Source organism: Streptococcus sp. HMSC065H07 (genome assembly GCF_001837325.1).
Lineage (GTDB): Bacteria > Bacillota > Bacilli > Lactobacillales > Streptococcaceae > Streptococcus > Streptococcus salivarius_H.
In genome coordinates, this window is record NZ_KV832013.1 from 101,843 (window position 1) to 125,481 (window position 23,639).

General features: G+C 40.7%; 23 protein-coding genes. All 23 read right to left on the minus strand.

Features of this window, described 5'->3' with window-relative positions:
• Nucleotides 1-13 precede the first annotated feature (13 nt).
• Nucleotides 14-808: a phosphatidate cytidylyltransferase gene (locus tag HMPREF2637_RS00685; protein WP_021143497.1), complete on the minus strand. Its 795-nt coding sequence runs from the start codon at nt 806-808 to the stop codon at nt 14-16.
• Nucleotides 809-820: 12 nt separating this feature from the next.
• The gene (locus HMPREF2637_RS00690) at nt 821-1,570 is read right to left on the minus strand and encodes an isoprenyl transferase (RefSeq protein WP_021143496.1); all 750 of its coding nucleotides are present in this window, start codon (nt 1,568-1,570) and stop codon (nt 821-823) included.
• 128 nt (nt 1,571-1,698) lie between these two features.
• Nucleotides 1,699-2,037 carry a preprotein translocase subunit YajC gene (locus HMPREF2637_RS00695; protein WP_002883701.1) on the minus strand — a complete coding sequence of 113 codons (339 nt, stop codon included), beginning with the start codon at nt 2,035-2,037 and terminating at the stop codon, nt 1,699-1,701.
• Nucleotides 2,038-2,162: 125 nt separating this feature from the next.
• Nucleotides 2,163-2,879, minus strand: a complete 717-nt coding sequence (locus HMPREF2637_RS00700) for a YebC/PmpR family DNA-binding transcriptional regulator (protein ID WP_002883635.1) — start codon at nt 2,877-2,879, stop codon at nt 2,163-2,165.
• A 155-nt stretch (nt 2,880-3,034) separates the two neighbouring features.
• Nucleotides 3,035-4,612 carry an ATP-binding cassette domain-containing protein gene (locus HMPREF2637_RS00705; protein ID WP_070838905.1) on the minus strand — a complete coding sequence of 526 codons (1,578 nt, stop codon included), beginning with the start codon at nt 4,610-4,612 and terminating at the stop codon, nt 3,035-3,037.
• Between the two features lie 153 nt (nt 4,613-4,765).
• Nucleotides 4,766-5,638, minus strand: a complete 873-nt coding sequence (locus tag HMPREF2637_RS00710; RefSeq protein WP_013989987.1) for a helix-turn-helix domain-containing protein — start codon at nt 5,636-5,638, stop codon at nt 4,766-4,768.
• A 192-nt stretch (nt 5,639-5,830) separates the two neighbouring features.
• Entirely contained in the window at nt 5,831-7,180 is a 1,350-nt protein-coding gene (locus HMPREF2637_RS00715; RefSeq protein ID WP_002883580.1) for a glucose-6-phosphate isomerase, read from the minus strand.
• A gap of 102 nt (nt 7,181-7,282) precedes the next feature.
• Nucleotides 7,283-8,098 (minus strand): endonuclease/exonuclease/phosphatase family protein, encoded by an 816-nt coding sequence (locus tag HMPREF2637_RS00720; protein ID WP_021143492.1) that lies wholly within the window; start codon nt 8,096-8,098, stop codon nt 7,283-7,285.
• A gap of 97 nt (nt 8,099-8,195) precedes the next feature.
• Entirely contained in the window at nt 8,196-10,382 is a 2,187-nt protein-coding gene (locus HMPREF2637_RS00725) for a PTS transporter subunit IIBC (RefSeq protein WP_070838906.1), read from the minus strand.
• A gap of 153 nt (nt 10,383-10,535) precedes the next feature.
• Nucleotides 10,536-11,474: an AEC family transporter gene (locus tag HMPREF2637_RS00730; protein WP_070838907.1), complete on the minus strand. Its 939-nt coding sequence runs from the start codon at nt 11,472-11,474 to the stop codon at nt 10,536-10,538.
• A 162-nt stretch (nt 11,475-11,636) separates the two neighbouring features.
• Nucleotides 11,637-12,449 (minus strand): metal ABC transporter permease, encoded by an 813-nt coding sequence (locus HMPREF2637_RS00735; protein ID WP_037598920.1) that lies wholly within the window; start codon nt 12,447-12,449, stop codon nt 11,637-11,639.
• Nucleotides 12,442-13,149 carry a metal ABC transporter ATP-binding protein gene (locus HMPREF2637_RS00740; protein WP_070838908.1) on the minus strand — a complete coding sequence of 236 codons (708 nt, stop codon included), beginning with the start codon at nt 13,147-13,149 and terminating at the stop codon, nt 12,442-12,444. The genes HMPREF2637_RS00735 and HMPREF2637_RS00740 overlap by 8 nt, the downstream gene beginning before the upstream one ends.
• Nucleotide 13,150: 1 nt before the next feature.
• Entirely contained in the window at nt 13,151-13,594 is a 444-nt protein-coding gene (locus tag HMPREF2637_RS00745) for a zinc-dependent MarR family transcriptional regulator (RefSeq protein ID WP_070838909.1), read from the minus strand.
• A gap of 163 nt (nt 13,595-13,757) precedes the next feature.
• On the minus strand, nt 13,758-14,735 hold the full coding sequence (gene dusB / locus HMPREF2637_RS00750) for a tRNA dihydrouridine synthase DusB (protein WP_021144929.1): 978 nt from the start codon (nt 14,733-14,735) through the stop codon (nt 13,758-13,760).
• Entirely contained in the window at nt 14,728-15,594 is an 867-nt protein-coding gene (gene hslO / locus HMPREF2637_RS00755; RefSeq protein ID WP_070838910.1) for an Hsp33 family molecular chaperone HslO, read from the minus strand. The genes dusB and hslO overlap by 8 nt, the downstream gene beginning before the upstream one ends.
• A gap of 79 nt (nt 15,595-15,673) precedes the next feature.
• Nucleotides 15,674-16,033 (minus strand): hypothetical protein, encoded by a 360-nt coding sequence (locus HMPREF2637_RS00760; protein WP_070838911.1) that lies wholly within the window; start codon nt 16,031-16,033, stop codon nt 15,674-15,676.
• A 174-nt stretch (nt 16,034-16,207) separates the two neighbouring features.
• Nucleotides 16,208-17,626, minus strand: coding sequence for a Fe-S cluster assembly protein SufB (gene sufB, locus HMPREF2637_RS00765; RefSeq protein ID WP_002883666.1), 1,419 nt, complete (start codon nt 17,624-17,626; stop codon nt 16,208-16,210).
• A 75-nt stretch (nt 17,627-17,701) separates the two neighbouring features.
• Nucleotides 17,702-18,133: a Fe-S cluster assembly sulfur transfer protein SufU gene (sufU, locus tag HMPREF2637_RS00770; RefSeq protein ID WP_002883658.1), complete on the minus strand. Its 432-nt coding sequence runs from the start codon at nt 18,131-18,133 to the stop codon at nt 17,702-17,704.
• Nucleotides 18,120-19,352 carry a cysteine desulfurase gene (locus HMPREF2637_RS00775; protein WP_070838912.1) on the minus strand — a complete coding sequence of 411 codons (1,233 nt, stop codon included), beginning with the start codon at nt 19,350-19,352 and terminating at the stop codon, nt 18,120-18,122. The genes sufU and HMPREF2637_RS00775 overlap by 14 nt, the downstream gene beginning before the upstream one ends.
• A 53-nt stretch (nt 19,353-19,405) precedes the next feature.
• Nucleotides 19,406-20,668: a Fe-S cluster assembly protein SufD gene (gene sufD / locus HMPREF2637_RS00780; RefSeq protein ID WP_064525456.1), complete on the minus strand. Its 1,263-nt coding sequence runs from the start codon at nt 20,666-20,668 to the stop codon at nt 19,406-19,408.
• A 36-nt stretch (nt 20,669-20,704) separates the two neighbouring features.
• Complete coding sequence (gene sufC, locus HMPREF2637_RS00785) at nt 20,705-21,475, minus strand: Fe-S cluster assembly ATPase SufC (RefSeq protein WP_002883600.1); 771 nt, start codon at nt 21,473-21,475, stop codon at nt 20,705-20,707.
• Between the two features lie 162 nt (nt 21,476-21,637).
• A complete protein-coding gene (locus tag HMPREF2637_RS00790) occupies nt 21,638-22,795 on the minus strand; it encodes a glycosyltransferase family 4 protein (RefSeq protein ID WP_014633818.1) in 1,158 nt (385 codons plus the stop codon).
• Between the two features lie 3 nt (nt 22,796-22,798).
• Nucleotides 22,799-23,548 carry an adaptor protein MecA gene (gene mecA, locus HMPREF2637_RS00795; protein WP_021143484.1) on the minus strand — a complete coding sequence of 250 codons (750 nt, stop codon included), beginning with the start codon at nt 23,546-23,548 and terminating at the stop codon, nt 22,799-22,801.
• Between the last annotated feature and the right edge of the window lie 91 nt (nt 23,549-23,639).

Below are 23,639 nucleotides of genomic sequence, written 5' to 3' on the forward strand. Positions count from 1 at the left end.
GACACCTCCACTCTTAAAAAAGTCCTAGGAAGTGCATGATTGGGAAAACGAAGATCCAGCTATCGCAACGGTCCAAAACACCACCGTGTCCAGGAATGAGATTGCCTGAGTCTTTAACGCCAAAGTGACGTTTAATAGCTGATTCAACCAAATCACCAAATTGACCAAAGATACTAAAGAGAATCGTACAGATAAGCAACCAGAAGAAGTTATGAGGGGCATAAACGCCGTGGTTAATCAAACCAAAGATAAGAGCCACAATGATTGCGGATAAGATACCACCGACACTACCCTCAATAGTCTTATTTGGTGATACTTTTGGCAATAGCTTATTCTGACCAAATTGACGACCAAAAAGGTAAGCTCCAATATCTGTTGCCCAAACAATAAAAAGGGCAAAGAGAACTTTTTCCCAACTATCCAAACGTGCCGCAATGAGATTTTGGAAACCAAAACCAACATAAAAGGCAGATGCGATTGGATAAGCTGCATCATCAAAAGAATAGTGGTCGCTATTAAGGACAGTCCCAGCTAGAATCAAAAATGAAATAACAGCGAAACCTGTCACACTAGCATTTGTTGGAAGACTGATAAAATACTGATCAATCGGCACAGCCAAGATAAAGGCTGCCACCATTGATAAAATACCCTCGATAGAGAAAATCTCCAAGTGCTTCATGCGAAGCATCTCAGACACTGCAACCATGGCCATGGCTCCAACCAAAAGTTGGAAAGGAAGACCACCGATAAAGAGCAATGGGAGGAAAATGGCTGCTGCCACACCCCCACCAATTAAACGTTCTTGCATGAGAGGTCCTTTCTAGACACCACCGAAGCGACGGTGACGTTTATTGTAGTCAGAGATGGCTTGACGTAGCCCTTGATGATCAAAGTCTGGCCAGAAAACATCTGTGAAGTAAAACTCACTATAGGCAGATTGCCAAGGCAAGAAGTTACTTAGACGAAGCTCGCCACTCGTACGGATAATCAAATCTGGATCACGGTAGAGGTAAGGCAATTTATCTGTCATCAAATGCTTAGCAATGAGATCTTCATCAATAGCTTCAGGACTGAGTTTGCCTGCTTCAACCTCTTTAGCAATCGCTTGAACTGCAGATACAATCTCCGCACGACCACCATAGTTCAGTGCAAAGTTGAGAACCAAACCGGAATTATGTTTTGTCTGCTCAACTGCCTTTTCAAGAGCATCTAAGGTTTCCTTAGGCAGACGACTGTTATCTCCGATTGTCAAAATACGAACATTGTTTTTGTCTAATTCTGGTACATACTTGTTAAAAAATTCAACTGGCAAATTCATGATGAATTTCACTTCATCTTGTGGGCGTGACCAGTTTTCAGTTGAGAAGGCATATACTGTCAATACCTTAACTCCAAGTTGTGACGCTTCGATAGTTACCTTTTGCAAGGCGTCCATCCCAGCCTTATGCCCCATCACACGTGGTTGTAGACGTTTTTTAGCCCAACGGCCATTTCCATCCATAATAATACCGATATGGTTGGGAATATTGTCTAGAACCTCTTGATGAGATTTTTTTCTAAATTTAAACATGGAATATCCTCTAAATATAGTTTACCCTTTATTTTACCACATTTTCAGGGGTTCTGAACAGCTTTTAATACCGATAAGATTAGAAAACGCAAAAAGACCAGGATTTAACCTAGTCTCAAATACACATCTTAGTTTTCATCAGCAGACTCAATTGCTGAATCTTCTTCGATAATTGTCTTTTTAGTTGTTTCTGCTGTTTCTGTAGTTGGTGCTGGTGTGATTACTTTCATGATTGAACGACTCAAATCAAAGGTCAAGAAAACACCTTCTGCATCCAAAACAATACGATTATTTTCTTTGTCAATCTCATCGACAATAGCAATCAAACCACCGATTGTTTCAACCTCAGCACCCTTAGCAAGACCTGCAAAACGATCTTCCTGTGCCTTTGCTTGGCGACGACGGCTGAAAGCCACATAAGCAACAATTGCGACCACATAAATGGCCAAAACTAGCATCATATTCATATTTCGTATTCCTCCAATAATTCACTTGGCTACTACTATATCAGATTAAGTCAGGACAAGCAAGACAAATCCTTAGACAGACCACATAAAAACACTTTCCTTACGATGGAAAGTGTTGAATGAGATTACATATCTGCTACGTTGTGATATACCTTTTGAACATCATCGTCTGCTTCAAGCGCATCAATAAGTCCTTCGAAAACTTCAAGGTCTTCACCTTCAAGAGTAACCTCAGTTTGTGGAATCATTTCAAGTTCAGTCACTTGGAACTCTTCTTGTCCGTTAGCACGGAGAGCTTCCAAAGCTTTGTGAAGATCTGTTGGCTCAGTATAAACAGTGATAGTACCATCTTCTGCTTCTACATCTTCAACTTCTACATCTGCTTCAAGCAATTGTTCAAAGATAGCATCTGCATCTTCACCTGCAAATACGATAACACCTTTTTTATCAAACATGTATGAAACAGAACCTGAAGCACCCATGTTACCACCGTTTTTACCAAAGGCAGTACGTACGTTAGCAGCTGTACGGTTAACGTTTGAAGTCAAAGTATCTACGATAATCATAGAACCATTTGGTCCAAAGCCTTCATAACGTCCTTCAACGAAAGTTTCATCAGTGTTACCTTTAGCCTTATCAATGGCCTTATCAATAACGTGTTTTGGCACTTGCGCTTGTTTAGCACGCTCCAAAACGAATTTCAAAGCTGAGTTTGATTCTGGATCTGGTTCACCTTGTTTAGCAGCCACATAAATTTCGACACCAAACTTAGCGTAAACCTTAGAGTTTGCACCATCTTTAGCAGTTTTCTTAGCAACGATATTAGCCCATTTACGTCCCATGGGATTCACCTCTTCTAAGAGATTTGTATCTCTGATTTGTTTTTTCTTTTTTGAAAATAGCAAAGCTTGCTAAATTCACAATCCCTTACATTATAGCACTTTGACTGCCGTTAGTAAAATTGAAATAAATCCTAAGCATTTATCATATGAAACATTTACTCAGTCCCCTCTCCCAAACGAATAATCTTATCAAAATATGGTTCATTTTCCTTTATAAGATGGTGGGTAACCGTGATATAAGTGATATTAGGATCACTTAATAAAAGGTGCTCAATACGAGTAGCATTATTATGGTCAAGATTTGCAGTGGCTTCATCAAAAATCACAACAGAACTTCCTTTTAAAAACGCTCTTATCAGGCCTATTCTTTGTTTTTGACCCTCCGAAAAGCTACCGTCGCTTACTTGCTCATCTATACGGTTTAAGAAAGATAAAAGATTAACTCTTTCAAGAACTTTCTTGATTTGTGTATCAGTAATAGCTTCATTCCAAAGGGTTAGATTGTTCCTCAAGGTATCATTATAGATATGAGTTTGACTCCCAATATAGGCACATTCAGACACGATTGAGTTCTCATCAATCTCTTTTGACTCCAATTTTCCAAACAAGATTTTTCCCTCGTAATCTTTAAGATTACCTAGGAATATATTAAGCAGGGTTGACTTCCCACTACCTGAGCATCCAGTAATAGCATACTTACCTCCTTTTTTAAAGGTTTGGGTGAATCCCTCAAAAATAGCCTTATCTCCAAAATGATAACTTACATTCTCAAAGCGAACATCCTGAATAGTCGCTATGCAAGTCTTTGGACCCTCTGGAAAATCGTGAAATTTTTTTAAGATAGGATCGACAGACTTAATTGTCACTTGCAGCTGATTAATGGTGGATAGAGAGTTAAAAATATTACCTGATATCTGACCCACAGAAGCAATGGTACCTACGGCAATATTCCCAAAAATAATTAACAAGCCAGTTAGAAGAAGTATCAACATCTGAGCGGCAACTGAAAATAAAGCCATCAGCGTCTCTGTGCTAGTATTTCTTTTTGTAAAAATAATTTTTTGTACAATATATTTCTCAACAATGGACCTCACTTGTCTAAGAAATATCTGTTTACGACTGGCGTAATAAACATCCGCATATCCATATAACTGATCGCTTATTCCAGAAACAAGCTCCTCATTCGCTTGGGAAAATTTCTCCATTGATTTCTGCATTTTATTGGTAAATGGTTTGGGAAGATAGGTCAGACACAAAGTTAAAAAAATGGCTAACAGAACAATCCTTACATCATAACTTAATAAGGCAATAATTGAAAACAAAGTAGTGAATACTGTTGAACAAAGGGTATAAATACTTGTAAAGCCATTTGATTCAATCAATTGGATATCATTATTTAATACTGAGAGATGCTCTCCAATATCACTCTTTCTGAATTCACTAAAAGAATGGTGAATAATTTTACTAAGATAAGACTGACGAATAGACAAAGTCATTTTCTGGATTAGTTTTGTTTGATTTACAGCAATAATATAATTTAAAACTAAATAAATAACGTAAAGCCCTATCTCTAAACCTAATAAAGCTAAAAAGGATTGGATTCGCTTCGATACCAGCTGATTAGTCATTAAAGCCAAGGTTACCGAAGCACTCACGAAAATAGCAGCATTCAAGGCTAACAGTAAGATATGAACTAAATTTTCATATTTGTATTTAAGAATATAGGTTCTCATAGATTTCCTCACAATCTAAATCACCTTGGTATTTAGTCAGTTGGATAAATTGAAGACATGGGAACTCAATATATCCATTGAAAATTAAAAACCATAGTGATATCGTACTATGGTCTTAGTTTATTCTATTTTTTAACTCACTCTATAAAATTGTCATATAGTGGAATTTAGCAACTCTTGATACTCTGATTCCTTAGTAAGCAATAAATTTTCCGCACCTAAAGTCCTAAGAGTTTCTAAACACCCCTCAATTAGATTTCTCCCTTCAGTAACTTCACCTGACTTTATCAAGTAGGTTCCCATTACAAATATCAACTCATGTCTTTCATATAATAAAACCTCAGGAATTCCACTATCATTGACTAAATCTAAGTAGTATTTCGCAGAATCTAGTTCATCACGCCGTAAAAACTCATAAGCTGCATTAATAAGAAGACTAAGTCGAATTCTTTGATTTGAGTCGCTCTTTCCAAAAAGGCTAGTTCTATACACGATCTCCTTGGTCAAAACATTAAGTGTCTGGGTGGAAATAAACGACATACTATTTCCTAATATGATTAACTCTCTTTTTCCCCATTGTTCAATGCTAAAAAGATAGTCTGTTAATTCCCTTACCTTATTTTCATCAACTTCTTTATTTGAAACACTTACCAAAAAAGATTCTAGCATAATACTGTTATAGAGAAATGATTTGTCTTGTGTGAGCTCAAATTTATGACGCTCTTCTCCAGCGTACTTCTGTAACAATAAACTATCGTTTTGATAATAAGCCTTACTAGCACTTTCTAATAACTTTTCAGTATGAGTTGGATTATCTTGAGATAAAATACCATAGAACTCTTCAATACTGACATCCAATTTATCTAACAAAAGAAAAAATCTAGATAATGAGATATCAGATTCTCCACGTTCAAATTTTGATAGGAAAGATACTGATAAATAATCACTAGCAAGTTCTTTCAATGTCAAATTCTTTGATAAACGAATTTTTTTCAACAAAGCACCCATTTCAACAGGTCCAATCATGATCCATCCTCCTATGCTTGAACTAATTATAACAGCAATCATTTCTAAATTAAAGAGCCACAAAGCCCAACTAGCCAGTCCAAAACGTTTAAAATAAAAATTCGTAAATTAACCTACAAGAAATAATCAATGGAAAGTTTTAGCTTACAAATGGATAAAAAAAGACCAGCCAAAGCTGATCTTATCTGAGAATTACAAGCGAGCGTTAAGTTCTGCTCCAAGTTCTTCAAATCCTGGTTTACCAAGAAGGGCGAACATGTTTTTCTTGTATGCTTCTACACCTGGTTGATCGAATGGGTTGATAGCATTCAAGTAACCTGAAAGGGCGATAGCAATTTCAAAGAAGTAGATGATGTAACCCAATGTAAAGGCATCTTGTTCAGGAAGAGTGATGAACATGTTTGGCACATCACCATCTGTGTGTGCAAGAAGAACACCGTCTGTTGCTTTTTTGTTAACAAAGTCAACATCTTTACCTTGGAGGTAACCAAGTCCATCAAGATCTTCTTCCAATTCAGGGATAATCACGTTCTTACGTGGTTTTTCCACACGAACAACTGTCTCAAAGAGGTTACGTGTACCTTCTTGGATAAATTGTCCAAGAGAGTGCAAGTCTGTTGAGAAGTTTGCTGATGTTGGGTAGATACCTCTTTGGTCTTTACCTTCAGATTCACCAGCCAATTGTTTCCACCATTCTGAGAAGTATTGAAGTGATGGTTCGTAGTTAGCTAAGATTTCAGTTGTGTAACCTTTACGGTAAAGGATGTTACGAAGTGCAGCGTATTGGTAAGCTTCGTTTTCAGAGATTTTAGATGAAGAATACTCTTTACGTGCAGCGTTAGCACCTTCCATAAGTGCTTTGATATCAGCACCTGAAGCTGCGATTGGCAAGAGACCTACAGCTGTCAATACTGAGAAACGTCCACCGATGTCATCTGGAACAACGAAAGTTTCCCAACCGTTAGCATCTGCTTCAACTTTAACTGCACCTTTTTGGCGGTCAGTTGTTGCGTAGATACGTTTGTTTGCTTCTTCTTGACCGTATTTCTTAACAAGGAGTTCCTTGAAAACACGGAAAGCGATAGCTGGTTCAGTTGTTGTACCTGATTTAGAGATAACGTTAACTGAGAAGTCTTTATCTTCAACATACTCAAGCAAGTCTGCAAGATAAGTTGATGAAATTGAGTTACCAGCGTAAACAATTTGTGGTGCTTTGCGTTCTTCTTTTGTTTGAAGGTTAGCAAAGTGATGATTCAAGAAGTCAATGGCTGCTTTGGCACCAAGGTAAGAACCACCGATACCGATAACAACCAAAACATCGCTTTCTTCTTTGATTTTTTCAGCAGCTTTCAAGATACGATCAAATTCTTCACGATCGTAGTTTTCTGGAAGGTCACGCCATCCAAGGAAGTCTGCCCCTGGGCCAGTTCCTTTGCGAATCATTTCGTCTGCTACTGTTACTTGTGCTTGAAGGTTGTCCACTTCGTGTGGTGCTACAAATTTATCCAAAACTTTTGAATAATCAAATGTAATATGAGCCATTAGTCTCTCCTTATAAAAATTCAATTATAGCTTCTAGTTTACTCTTTTATTTGTCTTTTGACAATGTTTTTTACCCTTATTAGGTCATAATAGGATACAGTTCTACTTAAATGTTAATTCTGCTTCAAGACCGTAGTGGTCACTTACCAAAGGTTGATTATTGCCGTCAAAAATCACACTAAGGCGCTCTACTGTCCAATCTTGGCTTGCAAAGACATAATCGATACGTAAAGGCTCTTCATTGCCCTTCCAGCCATCGATACCTGGTCCAACTGTATAGCTACCAGTTGTTTCTTTAGCTACTTCAAAACTATCTTGAAGATTGAGCGAGCTAGCCAAGATGGCTTGATGCCCTTCGCGACCTGCTGGGTTATTAAAGTCACCTGCTAGGATGAGCGGTTTCCCAATAGCTTTGAAACGTTCCTCAATACGTGCCCACTCTTCTTGGAAACCTTTGTCCCACCATGAAAGGTGAACACTAGCAACAGCAACTTCTCGGCCATCTACAGTAGTTTCAGCAACTGCTACACGGCGTGTATGGTAGTCAGTTGGATCATCAACATCTGAAACCAAGATTTCACTCGCTGTCAATGGTTGACGTGACAAGACGGCAACCCCTTCATTAAGGTGATCATAACCAATGTGATTATAGGCCCAAGTCCAATGGTATTGAAGCCCTTCTTCAGCCAACTTTTCCACAAGAAGACGGACAAAGTGATCTTGGTGGATTGGTGTTGCTGATGGAAGTGCATGATAGTAAGCATCCGTGTCTACAACAGAAGTCTCTATTTCTTGGTTAACTTCCTGGAAGCAAATAATATCATACTTAGCCTTTAGGATCTGTTCCTTTAAGGTTTGGAATTTTCCTTCAGCATCTTCTTCCATCCAACTGTGGGTATTTAAAGTTAGAAATTTCATAAGTTTATCCCTCTTCTGACTTGCATCTAGAAATGACATAGGGTCATTTACAAACAAAACAGCCCAAGGGCTGTCTGCTTGTTTATCGTTTAGCAAATTAAAGTTCTACTTCTGCAACTGGAGCGTTAGCAGCCAATTTACCTGTATGTTCTACTTTAACTGATTTGATTGCATCTGCATTTGTAAAGACAACAACTGTAGATGTTTCACGACCTGCTTCACGGATAGCATCAAGGTTTGCTTCAACCAAGAGATCACCTGCAGCAACTGTTTGACCTTCAGTAACTTTAACGTCGAATGGTTTACCTTCAAGACTAACAGTGTCAAGTCCGATGTGAACCAAAACTTCAAGACCATTGTCTGTTACCAAACCAAGAGCGTGCTTAGTTGGGAAGATACTTGTTACTTTACCAGCTACTGGTGAAACGATTTTACCGTTTTCTGGTTCTACAGCGAAACCGTCACCCATCATTTTTTGTGAGAATACTGGGTCTTTAACATCTTCGATGTTGATAACTTGACCATCAGCGACTGAATGCACTTCATCAGTCACACCTTTGAAGGTAGCTTCTGCTTTTTGAACAGCAGTCATTTGACTTGGAAGTGTTTCAGGAATAACTTCACCTGAATCAAGAACGTCTTGGATATCAGATTTCAATACGTCAGCTTTAGGACCATAGATAGCTTGAACCCCTTGTCCTTTCATGACAAGACCCATAGCTCCTTCAGCTTTCCATTGTTCTTCAGTTCCGACTTTTTCAGCGTCTTTAACAGTAACACGGAGACGAGTCATACATGCGTCAACATCGACGATGTTAGCACGTCCACCAAGAAGGTTGATAATGTTGATAACTTGTGAACTTGCTGAACTTGTTCCAGCACCTGCTGATCCAGCAGATTCTGCAGGAGCATCATCGTTTTGTTCATAGTTACCGTTACGTCCTGGTGTAGCATAATCAAATTTCTTAATCATGAAGTTTGCGATGAAGAACATGATAACACCAAAGAGTACAGTTACCCAAATGAAGTTAACGATATCCATCGCCAAACCAGCGTTAATAGCGAGTGGTGTACGTGTCAAGAATTCGATAGAACCGAATGAGTGAACACGAAGGTGAACGATATCAGCCATTGCAAAGGCAGCACCTTGTACAAATGCGTAAATAATGTAAAGTGGAGTAGCTACGAACATGAACATATACTCGATAGGCTCTGTTACCCCTGTCAAGAATGTTGCAAGCGCAGTTGCAGTCAACATACCTTTGTACTGATGTTTCTTATCATCATCAACGTTACGGTAGATAGCTACCACCATACCCATCAAGATACCAAATGAACCAATCATTTGACCAACTTTAAAGCGGGCTGGTGTAACGGATTCAAGAAGGTGTTTGTATTGTTCTGGGTGTGCACCTTTAAGGTTTGCAAGGTCAGTAACCCAAGCAAGCCAGAGTGGGTCTTGACCCAATACTTCAGTACCTTTAGCGGCACCAGTCAATACGTGGTAAGTACCACCCAATTGAGTATAGTTAATTGGGATAGTCAACATGTGGTGGAGACCAAATGGCAAGAGAAGACGTTCCAAAGTACCGAACAAGAATGGTGCCAAGATTGGAGCAGTTTCTTTTGAGTTGGCAATCCACATACCAAAGCCGTTGATTCCTGATTGGATAACTGGCCATACGATAGCAAGAACGATAGCTGCGATAGCTGAACGAAGAATAACTACGAATGGTACGAAACGTTTACCATTGAAGAAAGACAAAGCTTCTGGCAATTTACGGAAGTTATAGTATTTGTTGAAGGCAGTAGCTCCGATGAAACCAGAGATGATACCTACGAACACACCCATGTTAAGGGCTGGAGCTTCCATAACGCTGATAAAGTAATCAGATACCTTGATTGATTGACCAAAAATGGTGTGGACTGTAGCAGCCTTATCAGCAAGAATATCTGAAGTAACACCAAAGATTGAACCAGTCAAACGGTTAATCAAGATAAAGGCAAGACCTGCCGCAAAGGCACCGCCTGCACGTTCCTTAGCCCAGCTACCACCAATGGCAAGGGCGAACAAGATGTGAAGGTTACCGATAACCCCCCAACCAATCTGCTCAAGAAATCCACCAGTAATAACGAGTGGTGCCATGTTTGGATTAATCATGGCAATCGTTTTACCGATAGAAATCATGAGACCTGCTGCTGGCATAACCGCGATAACAACCATGAGGGCTTTACCGAATTTTTGCCAGAACTCAAAGCCAAATTTTTCTTTTAGCTTATTCATTTCATTTCCTCCTATGTTTGATGCAAACGTTTGCATAACTTATACAATTATTATAGCACCTTTTGATGATTTGTAAAGCGTTTTCGTAAACTTTTTTTGAATTTTTTTACAAATTTAAAAAAACTCAGAAAAACCGGGGTTACTTGATTTTTTTTAAGCCATAAGAACCATCAAAATTGGAATAACAATCATGGTAGCAAGGGTAGTCTCAGTAACCATGACAGCAGCGTAATCACTATCAGCCCTATATAGTTTAGCAACGACTGGAGCATTGGTCATGACAGGCATAGCCGACTGGATGATAAAAACTTGCTTCATCAAAGTTGGGAGGGGTGCCCAATATACGATGGTAGCCATCAAGAGAGGAGCAACCACAAAGCGTCCCAGCAAAATCAGTAACTGGTCCTTTTTAAGAACCAACTGCTTGACACCTGCATTGGATACTGACAAACCGATGAAAATCATAGATAGAGGAGTCGTCAAACTACCTAAATACTGCAAGTCACTGGCTAAAAAGCTTGGTAATTTAATATGGAGGATAACAATAATAAGGCCTAACATGAAGCCCATTAGAGGGGGGGAGAAGATTTTTTTCAGACTTGTTCTTAAATCAAATTCAGCGTCTCCTTCCCCATCACGTTGGATGAGGTAGGTCCCCAAGGTCCAGAAAAAGGTCGTATTGCACATATAATAGATAAGAACATAGGGGATACTAGCATCGCCAAAGAGGGCTTGATTGATAGGGAGCCCCACAAAAATGGTATTCGAATTAAAAAACATGGAAATAAAGAGACCACGACGCTCCTTTTTCACTGCAAAAATTCTAGCCACCGCTGTCGCAATCCCGAGTAAAATCACCATAGAAAGTGTAGGAAAACGCAATTCCGGCAACATTTTAAGTAGGTCTGCCGCTGTGAAACGCTGTGTAATCGTATAGAGCATATAACAAGGAAGGGCAATTTGAGTGACTAGCTTAGCTATAAGACCACGTGACTTGTCGTCAAACCAGCCTTTTTCACCCATTACGAATCCCACTAAAATCATACCCAAAATGACTAGGATTCCCGATATACTCGTTAGAAAGATTTCCATGTTTTCTCCTTTTTGTTACTATTACAAATGATAGTGGATACTAGAGAATTATAATCATCATTTCTGCCTAGAAGGCTACCATTCTTATTTTAACTTCTCTCAAAAACCACTTTAGTATATCACAAAAAGAGCTTGATTTCTCAAGCCCTTTTCTTCTATTATCTATTCTGCTTTTAAGAGAGGTTCAAAGATTGATACCAGACCAAAGAAGGCGATAAAGATAAGGGTAATAGTGGCACTAGCTGGTGTTTCCCAATAATAGGAAATAAAAATACCAGAGAGCATGCCAACCAAACCAATACCAATAGCCCAGAAAATGACAGATTTAAAGGTTTGACCTATTTTCATACCAATAGCTGCTGGAAGAATCATGATAGTGGAAACCAAAAGTGACCCTGCTGCTGGAATCATCAGGGCAATCGCTATCCCTGTCACAATATTAAAGAGGAGAGACATGAGACGAACTGGCAAGCCATCCACATGAGCGGTGTCCTCGTCAAAGGTTAAAAGATACATAGGACGAATAAAGAGTAAGGTCAAGACCAGTACAATAGCCGCAATAACAAAGAGGGCATAGACCTGTTCAGAGCTAATGGTGATGATAGAACCAAAAAGATAGCTATCCAGACTCATGCTACTGCTACCCGCCTTGTTACTAAGAATAAGAGCCACTGCCAATCCCATTGACATGAGGATAGCCGTTGAAATCTCCATATAATGCTTGTAACTGACCCTGAGATATTCCAAAACCAAAGCGGCAATAACCACAACCACAAGGGTCATCCAAGTGGTTGATTGTCCCAAGAAAATCCCAACAGCCACCCCAGCTAGGGACACGTGACTCAAGGTATCACTCATCAGACTCTGACGACGAAGAATTAAGAAGAGCCCCAAAATCGGAGAAAATATACTGATAGCAATCACGGCGAGAATAGCACGTTGCATAAAATCATAGGCTAATAATTCACTAATCATGTCTGTGCTCCTCTCCATCCTTTTCATGAACATTGAAACAACGCCAAGGCAATTTCTGATTACGAACCAGATGAATATTACGGTCTGTATACTCTTTGACTTCCTCTGGGTCGTGGGTAATCATCAAGACCGACTTGCCATGCTTGTGAGCCGAGTGGTGCATGAGTTCATAGAAAGTATTAGCTGTCCCTGCATCCATACCCGTCGTTGGCTCATCCAAGACAAAAATATCTGGATCTGAGGCAAAAATACGAGCAATAACAGCACGTTGCTTCTGGCCACCTGAGAGACGCCCAATTTGCTTGTGACGATTTTCCCACATACCTACAGACTCAAGGGCACGTTGAACGTGTTCCAAGTCGTGCTTCGTCAAACGACGAAACCACCCCTTACGAGGATAACGGCCAGACTTCACAAACTCGTAGACCGTGCTCGGAAAACCTGCATTAAAGCTGGCAATTTGCTGGGGAAGATAGGCCATACGAAGCTTTTTACCATCTTTATTGGTTTCAGAGATGGTTACAGTTCCCTTCTTAGGCTTGAGAATTCCGAGGGTAGCCTTGATAAGCGTTGACTTGGCCGCTCCATTTTCCCCAGTCAGGGTTACAAACTCCCCAGAATCCAAATGATAGTGAATATTGTCCAGAACGGGCTCCGCATCATACTGGAAGCTCAGTTCTTCAACTGTAATATAGCGCATCTTATTCCTCGATTTTTTCTGCTAATGTTGCCAAGAAACGTCCAATAACCTGACGCTCTTGATTATCAAACTGATCCAATACAGACCGATAAACCCCCAAGGTCTCTTGGTGGTGTTCCTCATGCTCTCGGGCTATGGGTTGAGCCTCTTGTGTCAAGACAAAGTAGGTCACGCGCCCATCATCCTTGTCTTTCTTAGCCTCCAACATACCCTCTTTGACCAAGGTTTTAACAGCCTTGGTAACAGCAGCCTGACTGACATTTAAGATCTTTGCCAACTCCGAATTGGTCTTGCGACCCTCAGCCAAAAGCATGAGAATATGTTCCTGAGTATTAGTCAATTTGACTTGACTACGGCACTGCCCAATAAGGAGCTCATGCTGATTTTCAGACTTGAGCACGATTTGATTAATCAATTGATTGACTTGTTCTTCTAGTTCTAGCATTGCTTTCTCCATTTACTTAACCAGTTAATTATATCGAAAACACAGAGATTTTGCAAGGGAAGAGCAAGAAAAAGATTAGCGATGGACTATCATCACTATCAAGGAAGAATAAGGGTAAAATAAAAACCTAACCAAGCTAGTTAGGTTTTTATCAGATATAGAGTTATCGCAAAGTTGCAAAGATTTCTTCAACCTGAGCAACAGACTCGGCACGTGAGACTTCGCCACGAACCTTAGCTGCTCCTGCTGTTCCACGAAGATAGTGTGGTGCCAGACCACGGAATTCACGGACAGCAATCATCTCACCTTTAAGATCCACCAAACGTTTGAGGTGGTCTTCGGCGATGTCCAATTTCTTATCAAATGGAAGTTCTGGCAACTCCTCTCCTGTTTCGAAGAAGTGATTGATTTGCGTGAAAATGTAAGGATTATTCATGGCTGCACGACCAACCATAACGGCATCTACACCAAGTTCTTCAATCATAAGTTTAGCGTCTTGAACGCTACGAACATCGCCATTTCCGATAAACGGAATCTTAGTGATAGCCTTAGCAACACGGGCCAAAGTCTCGTGATCACAGTGACCTGTGTACATTTGCTCACGAGTACGGCCGTGCATAGCAAGGGCAGAAACACCTGCAGACTCAGCTGCAAGGGCATTTTCTACAGCCAAGTCACTGTCTGACCAACCTGTACGCATCTTAACGGTCAGAGGAATATCAAGTACTGACGTTACTTCCTTGACGATGTGGTAAATCTTGTCTGGATCCTTGAGCCACTTGGCACCAGCTTCATTTTTGACTACCTTATTGACCGGACAACCCATGTTGATATCAACGATATCAGCCTTGGTATTGGTCTGGATAAAGTCGGCTGCTCGCTTCAAACCCTCAGCATCACCACCGAAAAGCTGGATAGACATTGGATGCTCATTTTCATCGATATGTAGCATGTGGAGGGTTTTCTCATTATTGTAGAGGAGACCTTTTTCAGAGATCATCTCCATAACCACAAGACCAGCACCAAATTCCTTGGCAATGGTACGGAAGGCCGAGTTGGTCACACCTGCCATAGGAGCTAATACTGTACGATGAGGAATCTCTACATTTCCAATCATGAAGGACGAATTAAGTTTAGTCATTGATGAGTTCCTCCAAGTCAGCTTCTGAAAATTCATACTTGTTTTGGCAGAATTGACAGACGATTTCAGCCCCATGGTCCTCGTCTTTCATGGCTTGAAGTTCATCCTTACCAAGTGTCAAGAGGGCATTTTCAAAACGTTCACGTGAGCAATCACACTCAAAACTAAGCTCCTCTTCAGACAAACGTTTGAAAGGTTCATCCCCATAAATGGCATTCAAGAGAGCTTCGATATGGTCATCAGACTCCAAAAGCGTTGAAATGGCTGGCATCTCTTGGATGCGTTTTTCGTAACGAGCGATTTCTTCCTCGCTAGCTCCTGGCAAGACCTGAAGCATGAAGCCACCAGCAACCTTGACCTTGTCCTCTTCGTCAAGAAGTACATTAAGACCAACAGCAGATGGTGTTTGCTCAGATTCTGTCAAATAGTAGGCAAAGTCTTCACCGATTTCACCAGAAATAAGTGGTGTTGATGACGTGTAAGGATTACCAGTTCCATAATCGATGATTGAAACAAACTGCCCTTGTCCCATGAAAGGACCCACCAAGACTTCACCGGTAGCTGTTTTCTTGATGTCTACACCAGGGTTTTGGATGTAGCCCTTAACATGCCCCTGGGTATCGGCTACAGAGATGATATGTCCAAAAGAGCTGTTTCCGATAACCTTTACCGTAATCTTGCTATCACCTTTTTGATTAGCAGCCAAGATTTGATTAGCAATAAGGGTACGCCCCAAAGCGACTGTTGATGATGATAATGTATTGTGTTTTTCTTGTGCGGTTCTAACTGTTTCAGTGCTATCAAGAACGTAAGCACGGAAAGAACCTGATTCTGAAATTGTTTTTATTAATTTATCCATAGTGATTCTATTATAACACAAAAAAGAGGGTGGAAAAATCGTAAACGCTCGACGTCTCTCTCCCACACTCTCTATCAAATTACCATGAAAATTCGGACAGTTTTTCCCTTAAACTCGTTATTTTTCTATCATCAAATTGATGTTTCTGCCTTATTACAGGTGGCAAATTCTCCAAATACTCCATATAGACACTGACAAGGAGATTATAGTCGTTAGTCGTCAAACGCTTGAGTTGACTATGAATGAAGGTAGTTGCCTGATCATACTGTTCATGGATTAACAAGTCGTCAATGTAGTCATTTCCATCAATAGTGTGACCTTGCTCGTCCTCCACCTGACCTAAATCAATATCCAGAGTCTCAAATTTAAAAGCCTTACTGACCACATTAGCTGTCCCACGAATCTGATTGAGTAGCCAGTCACTGTTATATACTCCCATATTAGTCCCCTCCATTACTTGCTATTCAAATCTATTATATCTTTTTAAATAGCAATTGTAAACGCTTTCTGATTATTACAATTACTCCCTTCCTAACATTAATCTAAAGCTCATTTCTTGATTTTTCAAGCAAAACAAAAAGGACCGTCTGGTCCCTTTAGATTATCAGAGTTTTTACCCAACTGATCCTTCCATTTCATAACTAATCAAGCGGTTAAGCTCAACAGCATATTCCATTGGAAGTTCTTTGGTAAATGGTTCCACAAATCCCATGACAATCATCTCTGTTGCTTCTTGTTCTGAAAGTCCACGGCTCATGAGGTAGTAGAGTTGCTCTTCAGAAATCTTAGAAACCTTAGCTTCGTGTTCAAGAGCAACTTGTGAGTTATGGATTTCGTTGAATGGGATAGTATCTGATTTAGACAAATCATCCATCAAAATGGTGTCACATTCGATGTGAGATACCGATTTCTTAGAATCCTTGTTGAAAGTGACTTGTCCACGGTAGTCAACCTTACCACCATTACGGGCGATTGATTTAGAGACAATAGATGATGATGTATGCGGTGCATTGTGAATCATCTTAGCCCCTGTATCTTGGTGTTGCCCCGCATTGGCGAAGGCGATTGAAAGCATGGTACCACGCGCACCTTCTCCATCAAGGTAAACAGATGGATACTTCATAGTTACTTCGGCTCCAAGGTTACCATCAATCCACTCAACAGTCGCATTTTTCTTAGCCGTAGCACGTTTAGTTACCAAGTTGTAGACGCTATCTGACCAGTTTTGGATAGTTGAGTAGCGCATGTAGGCACCATCAAGTGCAAAGATTTCAACGATAGCCGCATGAAGGCTGGCAGTTGTGTAAGTTGGCGCTGTACATCCTTCAACATAGTGAACGCTGGCACCTTCATCAACGATGATAAGAGTACGTTCAAACTGAGCAGTTGCTTCGTTATTGATACGGAAGTAGGTTTGAAGCGGAATATCCACCTTAACGCCTTTAGGTACATAGATAAAGGTACCACCTGACCAGAAGGCTGAGTTAAGGGCTGCAAATTTATTATCTGTTGGCGGAACTAGTTTTGAGAAGTACTTCTTGAAGAGTTCTGGATGCTCTTTAAGAGCTGAATCCGTATCTGTAAAGATAATCCCCAACTTGTCGTACTCTTCTTTCATATTGTGGTAAACCACTTCTGATTCATACTGAGCTGAGGCTCCAGCAAGATAAGCACGCTCTGCTTCTGGGATACCAATACGTTCAAAAGTTTCCTTAATTTTCTCAGGAACATCTTCCCAGTCACGAGCAGGTTTGTCTGATGCCTTTTGGAAATAAGTCAGGTCATCAAAGTTAATACCAGAAAGGTCTGGACCCCACTCTTGCATGGCCATTTTGTTAAAGGTTTCCAATGATTTTAAGCGGAATTCAAGCATCCACTCAGGTTCCCCCTTTTCAGCAGACATGGCACGGACCACGTCTTCACTGATTCCTTTTCCGGTTGAAAAGACTGGTGTCACATCATCATGGAAACCGTATTTATATTCTCCCAAATCAATGGGTTTTGGTTCTACTTTTTCATTTGTTTCAGTCATAGTATTTTCCTTTATTAAGGGTTTGATTCGTTTTCCTTTTTGCTTGGGCAAGGAGACTGACTGCTCCTTGACTTCCTAAAGCTCACTTCTCTCTATAGCTTTTTTAAGGGCATTCCAAGAGAGTGTTGCACATTTGATACGTTGTGGAAATTTAGAAACCCCCGCCAAGAGCTTAGCCTCACCTAGCTTATCTTCATCTTTATGATCTCCTTGAATCATAAGAGAGAAAATCTCCGCTAGTTCCAAAGCCTCTGCCTTAGTTTTACCAATAACTGCATCCGTCATCATACTTGATGACGCTGTAGAAATGGTACAACCATCTCCAGCAAAGGCAATGTCTTCAATCACGTCACCATCAAATTTTACTGACAGATTGATAACATCTCCACAAGTCGGATTATTCAGTTGAAGTTGCTCCACATCAGGTAGAACACCATGATGGTGAGGGCTCTTAGAGTGATCGGCCACAACAGCCATATATAAACTATCTAGTCTAGAGAGTGCCATTGAAAAACTCCTTCGTCGCAAGAATTGCCTCTACAAGCTTGTCACAATCCTCTTTAGTATTGTAAATATAGAAGCTTGCTCGGGCAGCTGATGAGATACCTAAATGATTGATTAAAGGCTGAGCACAGTGGTGACCTGCACGCACTGCTACTCCTTCATAGTCAAGGGCAGTTGCCACATCATGAGGATGAAGCCCATCAATGTTAAAGGCAATAACACCTGCGTGCTGGCTAGGATTCTCTGGACCGTAGACTGTCAATCCCTCAATCTCATGAAGTTTAGGCAAAACATAGTCTACTAACTCCTGCTCGTAAGCATGAACATTTTCCATACCTAAAGCAGAGAGGTAGTCGACAGCAGCACCAAGAGCAATCGCCCCCGCAATGTTAGGTGTCCCAGCCTCGAATTTCCAAGGCAATTCCTTCCAAGTGGCTTCCTGTTCGTAAACGAAATCAATCATTTCACCACCAAATTCAATAGGATTCATCTGGTTAAGAATCTCTTCCTTGCCGTAAAGAACCCCAATCCCTGTTGGACCTAACATCTTATGTCCAGAAAGGGTGAAGAAATCACAATCCAAATTCTGAACATCAGTAGTCATGTGGGGCGCCGATTGGGCACCGTCCACCACCATATAGGCACCAACTTGGTGGGCGAGCTTGGCAATTTCTTTGACAGGATTGATGCAGCCTAAAACGTTAGAAACCTGAGCTAGACTGACAAATTTTGTCTTTTCAGTAATCTTGTTGGCCAAATCTTCCATATCCAATTGGCCATCTTTCAAGTAGGCGTAAACAAGTTTAGCCCCCGTCTTCTTACAAGCTTCCTGCCAAGGAATGATATTCGAGTGGTGTTCCATAATTGAAATAACCACCTCATCTCCTGGCTCAAGAACCTGCTCTGCAAAACGACCAACCCAGTTAAGACCTGTCGTCGTTCCACGGGTAAAAAGGACCTCTTTGGTTGATTTAGCATTGATAAACTGACGAAGCTTTTCACGACTAGCTTCGTAAGTAGCTGTTGCACGCTCAGCCAAGGTATGCACACCACGGTGAACATTGGCATTGTCCTCATGATAGTAAGCCATGAGAGCGTCCAAAACGACTTGAGGCTTCTGGGTCGTTGCTGCATTATCCAAGTATACCAAAGGTTCATCATTAACTACCTGATCTAAAATGGCAAAATCTTGTCGAATCTTATAGGCATCTAAAGCTGACATCTTATCTCCCTATCTAGATATATTATAGGTTAGACTATCTGCGTCGATAGTTCCTAACGTTTGTTTAGTTTTGTATCAGTTACAGAAATCATTTCATCGCGTACTTCTTTAACTGGAATTTCGGTAATAACCGCTCCCAAGAAACCGCGAATAACCAAACGTTCTGCAGTGTCTTGATCAAGTCCACGACTCATGAGGTAATACATATCCTCTGGATCCACCTGACCGATTGAAGCAGCATGCCCTGCCGTAACTTCGTTTTCGTCAATCAAGAGGATTGGGTTCGCATCTGAACGTGCCTTGTCAGAAAGCATTAGAACACGGCTTTCTTGTTGTGCATCAGCACCCTTAGCACCTTTGACAATGTGACCAATACCATTGAAAGTCAAGGTACCACGTTCCAAAATAACACCATGTTGTAGGATATGTCCCACAGAGTTGTTACCATAGTTAGTTACACGAGTATCAATTCCTTGAACCTGACGCCCTGATGAAAGACCAATAACTTTAAGGTTGGCATGGCTTCCATTACCAATCAAGTCACTATCAAAGTCAGCAATAACATTGCCCTCGTTCATGATACCAAGAGCCCAGTCAATGCTGGCATCACGACCGATACGACCACGACGACTAATATAAGTTGTAACGTTTTCGCCCAAACGGTCAATAGCAGCAAACTTAACTTGTGCACCATCTTGAGCAATGACTTCAACTGAAATGTTGGCACTAGCTTTTTCAGTCGCTTCACCTAGCGTTTCAAAGCGCTCAAGGTAAGTCAATTTACTGTTTTTACCAGCCACGATCAAAACGTGTTTGTTAAATGGAACATTTGAAGTTCCATCTTGGTAAAAATAGCTTTCAACTGGCAAGTCAATTTCAACATTATCTGGTACGTAAAGGACCGCTGCACTATTGAAATAGGCATAGTTATAAGCTGCCAATTTGTCCTCATCATAGGCTACAGCCTTACCAAAGAAGGCTTCAACGACTTCTGAGATTTCCTCAAGAGCAGTCGTCAGGTCTGTGAAGACCACACCTTGACTAATCAAGTCAGCTGGCAATTGTTCAAGTACAGTATTTGTTCCTACTTGGACCAATTTAGGGTTGTTTCCAAGCGCTGTAAAATCAGGTACATTTGCTGATGGTTCATTTTCAGTAATCGTTCCATCACCGAGATTCCAACGGTGAAATTTTACACGCTCAATTTTTGGAAGAGCCAAACTTTCAAGCTTATCAAAGGCTGCTTGACGAAGGTCTTGCAACCAAAGTGGCTCTGCTTTTGCTTGTGAAAAAGCGATAATAGATTCTTTTGACATAGGTTACTCCTTTTCTAGTTATTTCGAGTAACAGACTTACGCTTCTTCGTGGTACTCGTAACCGAGCTCTTCAGCGATTTTCGCATAACCTTCTTGCTCAAGACGAGCAGCCAATTCAGGACCACCTGAAAGAACCACTTTACCTTCCATCATCACGTGTACGACATCTGGAGTGATGTAGTTCAAGAGACGTTGGTAGTGAGTGATAATCATGGCACCAAAGCCTTCGCCACGCATAGCGTTAACCCCTTTTGAAACCACTTTAAGGGCATCGATATCAAGACCTGAGTCAATCTCATCGAGAAGAGCAAACTTAGGTTCCAACATGAGCAATTGAAGAATTTCGTTACGTTTTTTCTCACCACCTGAGAAACCTTCGTTAAGGTAACGCTCAGCCATTTCTTCACGCATACCAAGCAATTCCATCTTTTCATCCAATTTAGTGATGAAATCAAGAACAGAAATCTTTTCGTCATCTTCTTTACCAGCGTTCATAGCCGCACGGATGAACTCAGCATTTGTGATTCCTGGGATTTCAGCTGGGTATTGCATAGCAAGGAAAAGACCTAGGCGTGCACGTTCGTCAACTTCCAAGTCAAGGATACTTTCACCATCAAAAAGGATGTCCCCTTCTGTGATTTCATAGTTTGGATTACCCATGATAGCAGCTGAAAGGGTAGATTTACCAGTTCCGTTAGGCCCCATGATAGCAGCAATTTCACCAGTTTTAAGAGTCAAATTAAGACCCTTCAAGATTTCTTTATCTTCAACAGAAACATGAAGATTTTTGATTTCAAGTACAGACATTGTATACTCCTTTTTTCATATATACAGCGAGCACTTGCTCGCTAATTTGCATTATTTTTTTGAAAATAGTCTTACTATTTTCTGGAAAATAAAAAGAGAACTTCCATTTTCCTTAATTAGAATCATTATAACAAAAAAGCCATTACTTGGCTTTTCAAATGTTTAATTTTTTCGCCCTTGCTTCCATTTTAACATGGTTGCTTGACGATAATCGCTATTCCCGATAAATTTTAGGAAATTGAAGAGAGGTGTTCGACCAACGCCCCAAATCTCAAGCCCTTCAATCAGAATTTCCATTCCCAAAATCAAACTCAAGAGTAAGAGAATACCACCGAGACGACTGGAAACGTTTAACAAGAGGGCAATCAATGAAAAGAGGATAGCGATGGCATAAACCACCAGAACCGCTCCTCGATGAGTGAAGCCCATGGCTAGGAGACGATGATGCAAGTGCATCTTGTCAGCCTCCATGGCTGGTCGCCCTGACAATTTACGTCGGACAATGGCTACCACTGTGTCGACAATAGGCACTCCAAGGATAATAACAGGTGACAAAATAGCTACTGCAGTTGCATTTTTCAATCCTTGCAATGACAAGACACCAATCATAAAGCCAATAAAAAGCGCCCCCGTATCACCTAGATAGATAATTGCTGGATGATAATTGTAGGGGAAGAAGCCCATAATGGCAGCCACCAAGACAAAGATGGTCATGGTCAAGAAAATATCAGTATCATAGAGGAAGAAATAAGAGATCACCCCCATAGTCATAAGGGAAATGATAGAAACTCCTCCAACCAAGCCATCTAAACCATCAATCAGATTAATGGCATTGGTGATGGCCGCAATCCATAACACCGTTAAAATCAAGGTCAGGACTGGCCCAAAATGAATCATGGGACCACCAAATGGAATCTTAAAGCTATCAAATCGGAAGTCTGTAAAAGCCCAAACGATAACAGCTCCAATAACAATACCAAGCATCTTAGGTAGAGGCTTTAATTCCAAGATATCATCAATGAAGCCCGTCAGAGCTACGACAGATCCACCCACAACAACCGGTAAGATATACCTGATGTAGGAAACATGCCAAATATCCTTATGGATAATCATAGGCATAAAGACCAAGGTCGCTAGTACAAAGGCCAACAAAATAGCTAGACCGCCAGCACTAGGCATGGGCTTTTTATTGATACGTCTTGCATTGGGATTGTCAACAGCTCCGACACGTAAGGCCAAAGAGCGTACCAAAGGGGTCGTCACAATGGCTATCAAAAAGGTCCCAATCAAAACGAATATATAGTTAATGGTCCAAGGCATGTCTTAGCTCCATTTCGTTGCTTGTAGTACCGGTAAGGCGTCCTCTTCCATCAAGATTGTTGCATGCTCTTGTAGGTAGGCACGTGTTCGGTCTGCCACATTCGCATATTCAAGAAAACGCGCATACATATTGTTCGCGTAATAATCAGGCTCATCAGCCAAGTAAAGAAGGATTGTCATATAGTAGACATCCCCAAGTTTATAAAGCTCAGAACCTTCAACAGGCACATCCTTCAAGCCTTGTGTAAAGGTCACCACTTGATCAAAGTCAGAGAAGGCCAAGACATAGTGGGTATAGTCTTCACGAATATTTTCTTCAGCCACTTCCTTGGTAGGCTCTGTCATAGCCTTATCAACCTCTTCCAAGGTCTTTTCAAGCTCTTCGAGCTTATGGTGTGCTTCGATGTCACCCTTGTCCATAAAGTTACCCTCAAGAGCCTTGAGGAACTCTTCTGGAGAAAGCCCTGAGTAGTCATCCATATCTGACAAATCGTTGAAATCAAGGTCTTCCTTAAGATCTGATTTAGTCACAAAGACATCCACACGATCCTTGCGTGGCGTGACACGGAAGCTCAGCATCCCACTATTTTTAAAGTTATCAGGCAAGTCCAACTCATCCATGACAGTATAGAAAAATTCCTCTGTTTTTTCCTGGGGAATCAAGAAATCCTTCAATTCCATACCATGTTCTTCAAGATCTTCCATGGTAATCATGATTTTTAGAGTTGTCTCGCTTATTTGTTTCATTTCCATATGTAAAAAACCTCGCACGAGTAGTTATTTCATTATACTAGAAAAGCCAAGAGATAGCAATTTCTGAGCAAGTTTGAGTCTTATTTTGGAA

Bases quoted from the DNA above. Each gene is read 5' to 3' on its own strand.
- HMPREF2637_RS00690 (WP_021143496.1), bottom strand. From the start codon at position 1,570: ATGTTTAAATTTAGAAAAAAATCTCATCAAGAGGTTCTAGACAATATT.
- HMPREF2637_RS00720 (WP_021143492.1), bottom strand. From the start codon at position 8,098: ATGAAATTTCTAACTTTAAATACCCACAGTTGGATGGAAGAAGATGCT.
- HMPREF2637_RS00790 (WP_014633818.1), bottom strand. From the start codon at position 22,795: ATGCCTTGGACCATTAACTATATATTCGTTTTGATTGGGACCTTTTTG.
- dusB (WP_021144929.1), bottom strand. From the start codon at position 14,735: ATGACTAAACTTAATTCGTCCTTCATGATTGGAAATGTAGAGATTCCT.
- sufB (WP_002883666.1), bottom strand. From the start codon at position 17,626: ATGACTGAAACAAATGAAAAAGTAGAACCAAAACCCATTGATTTGGGA.
- HMPREF2637_RS00730 (WP_070838907.1), bottom strand. From the start codon at position 11,474: ATGGAAATCTTTCTAACGAGTATATCGGGAATCCTAGTCATTTTGGGT.
- HMPREF2637_RS00685 (WP_021143497.1), bottom strand. From the start codon at position 808: ATGCAAGAACGTTTAATTGGTGGGGGTGTGGCAGCAGCCATTTTCCTC.
- HMPREF2637_RS00735 (WP_037598920.1), bottom strand. From the start codon at position 12,449: ATGATTAGTGAATTATTAGCCTATGATTTTATGCAACGTGCTATTCTC.
- HMPREF2637_RS00740 (WP_070838908.1), bottom strand. From the start codon at position 13,149: ATGCGCTATATTACAGTTGAAGAACTGAGCTTCCAGTATGATGCGGAG.
- HMPREF2637_RS00745 (WP_070838909.1), bottom strand. From the start codon at position 13,594: ATGCTAGAACTAGAAGAACAAGTCAATCAATTGATTAATCAAATCGTG.
- HMPREF2637_RS00710 (WP_013989987.1), bottom strand. From the start codon at position 5,638: ATGATTGGACCTGTTGAAATGGGTGCTTTGTTGAAAAAAATTCGTTTA.
- HMPREF2637_RS00705 (WP_070838905.1), bottom strand. From the start codon at position 4,612: ATGAGAACCTATATTCTTAAATACAAATATGAAAATTTAGTTCATATC.
- HMPREF2637_RS00725 (WP_070838906.1), bottom strand. From the start codon at position 10,382: ATGAATAAGCTAAAAGAAAAATTTGGCTTTGAGTTCTGGCAAAAATTC.
- sufU (WP_002883658.1), bottom strand. From the start codon at position 18,133: ATGGCACTCTCTAGACTAGATAGTTTATATATGGCTGTTGTGGCCGAT.
- HMPREF2637_RS00715 (WP_002883580.1), bottom strand. From the start codon at position 7,180: ATGGCTCATATTACATTTGATTATTCAAAAGTTTTGGATAAATTTGTA.
- HMPREF2637_RS00760 (WP_070838911.1), bottom strand. From the start codon at position 16,033: ATGGGAGTATATAACAGTGACTGGCTACTCAATCAGATTCGTGGGACA.
- sufD (WP_064525456.1), bottom strand. From the start codon at position 20,668: ATGTCAAAAGAATCTATTATCGCTTTTTCACAAGCAAAAGCAGAGCCA.
- HMPREF2637_RS00775 (WP_070838912.1), bottom strand. From the start codon at position 19,352: ATGTCAGCTTTAGATGCCTATAAGATTCGACAAGATTTTGCCATTTTA.
- sufC (WP_002883600.1), bottom strand. From the start codon at position 21,475: ATGTCTGTACTTGAAATCAAAAATCTTCATGTTTCTGTTGAAGATAAA.
- mecA (WP_021143484.1), bottom strand. From the start codon at position 23,548: ATGGAAATGAAACAAATAAGCGAGACAACTCTAAAAATCATGATTACC.
- hslO (WP_070838910.1), bottom strand. From the start codon at position 15,594: ATGGATAAATTAATAAAAACAATTTCAGAATCAGGTTCTTTCCGTGCT.
- HMPREF2637_RS00695 (WP_002883701.1), bottom strand. From the start codon at position 2,037: ATGAATATGATGCTAGTTTTGGCCATTTATGTGGTCGCAATTGTTGCT.
- HMPREF2637_RS00700 (WP_002883635.1), bottom strand. From the start codon at position 2,879: ATGGGACGTAAATGGGCTAATATCGTTGCTAAGAAAACTGCTAAAGAT.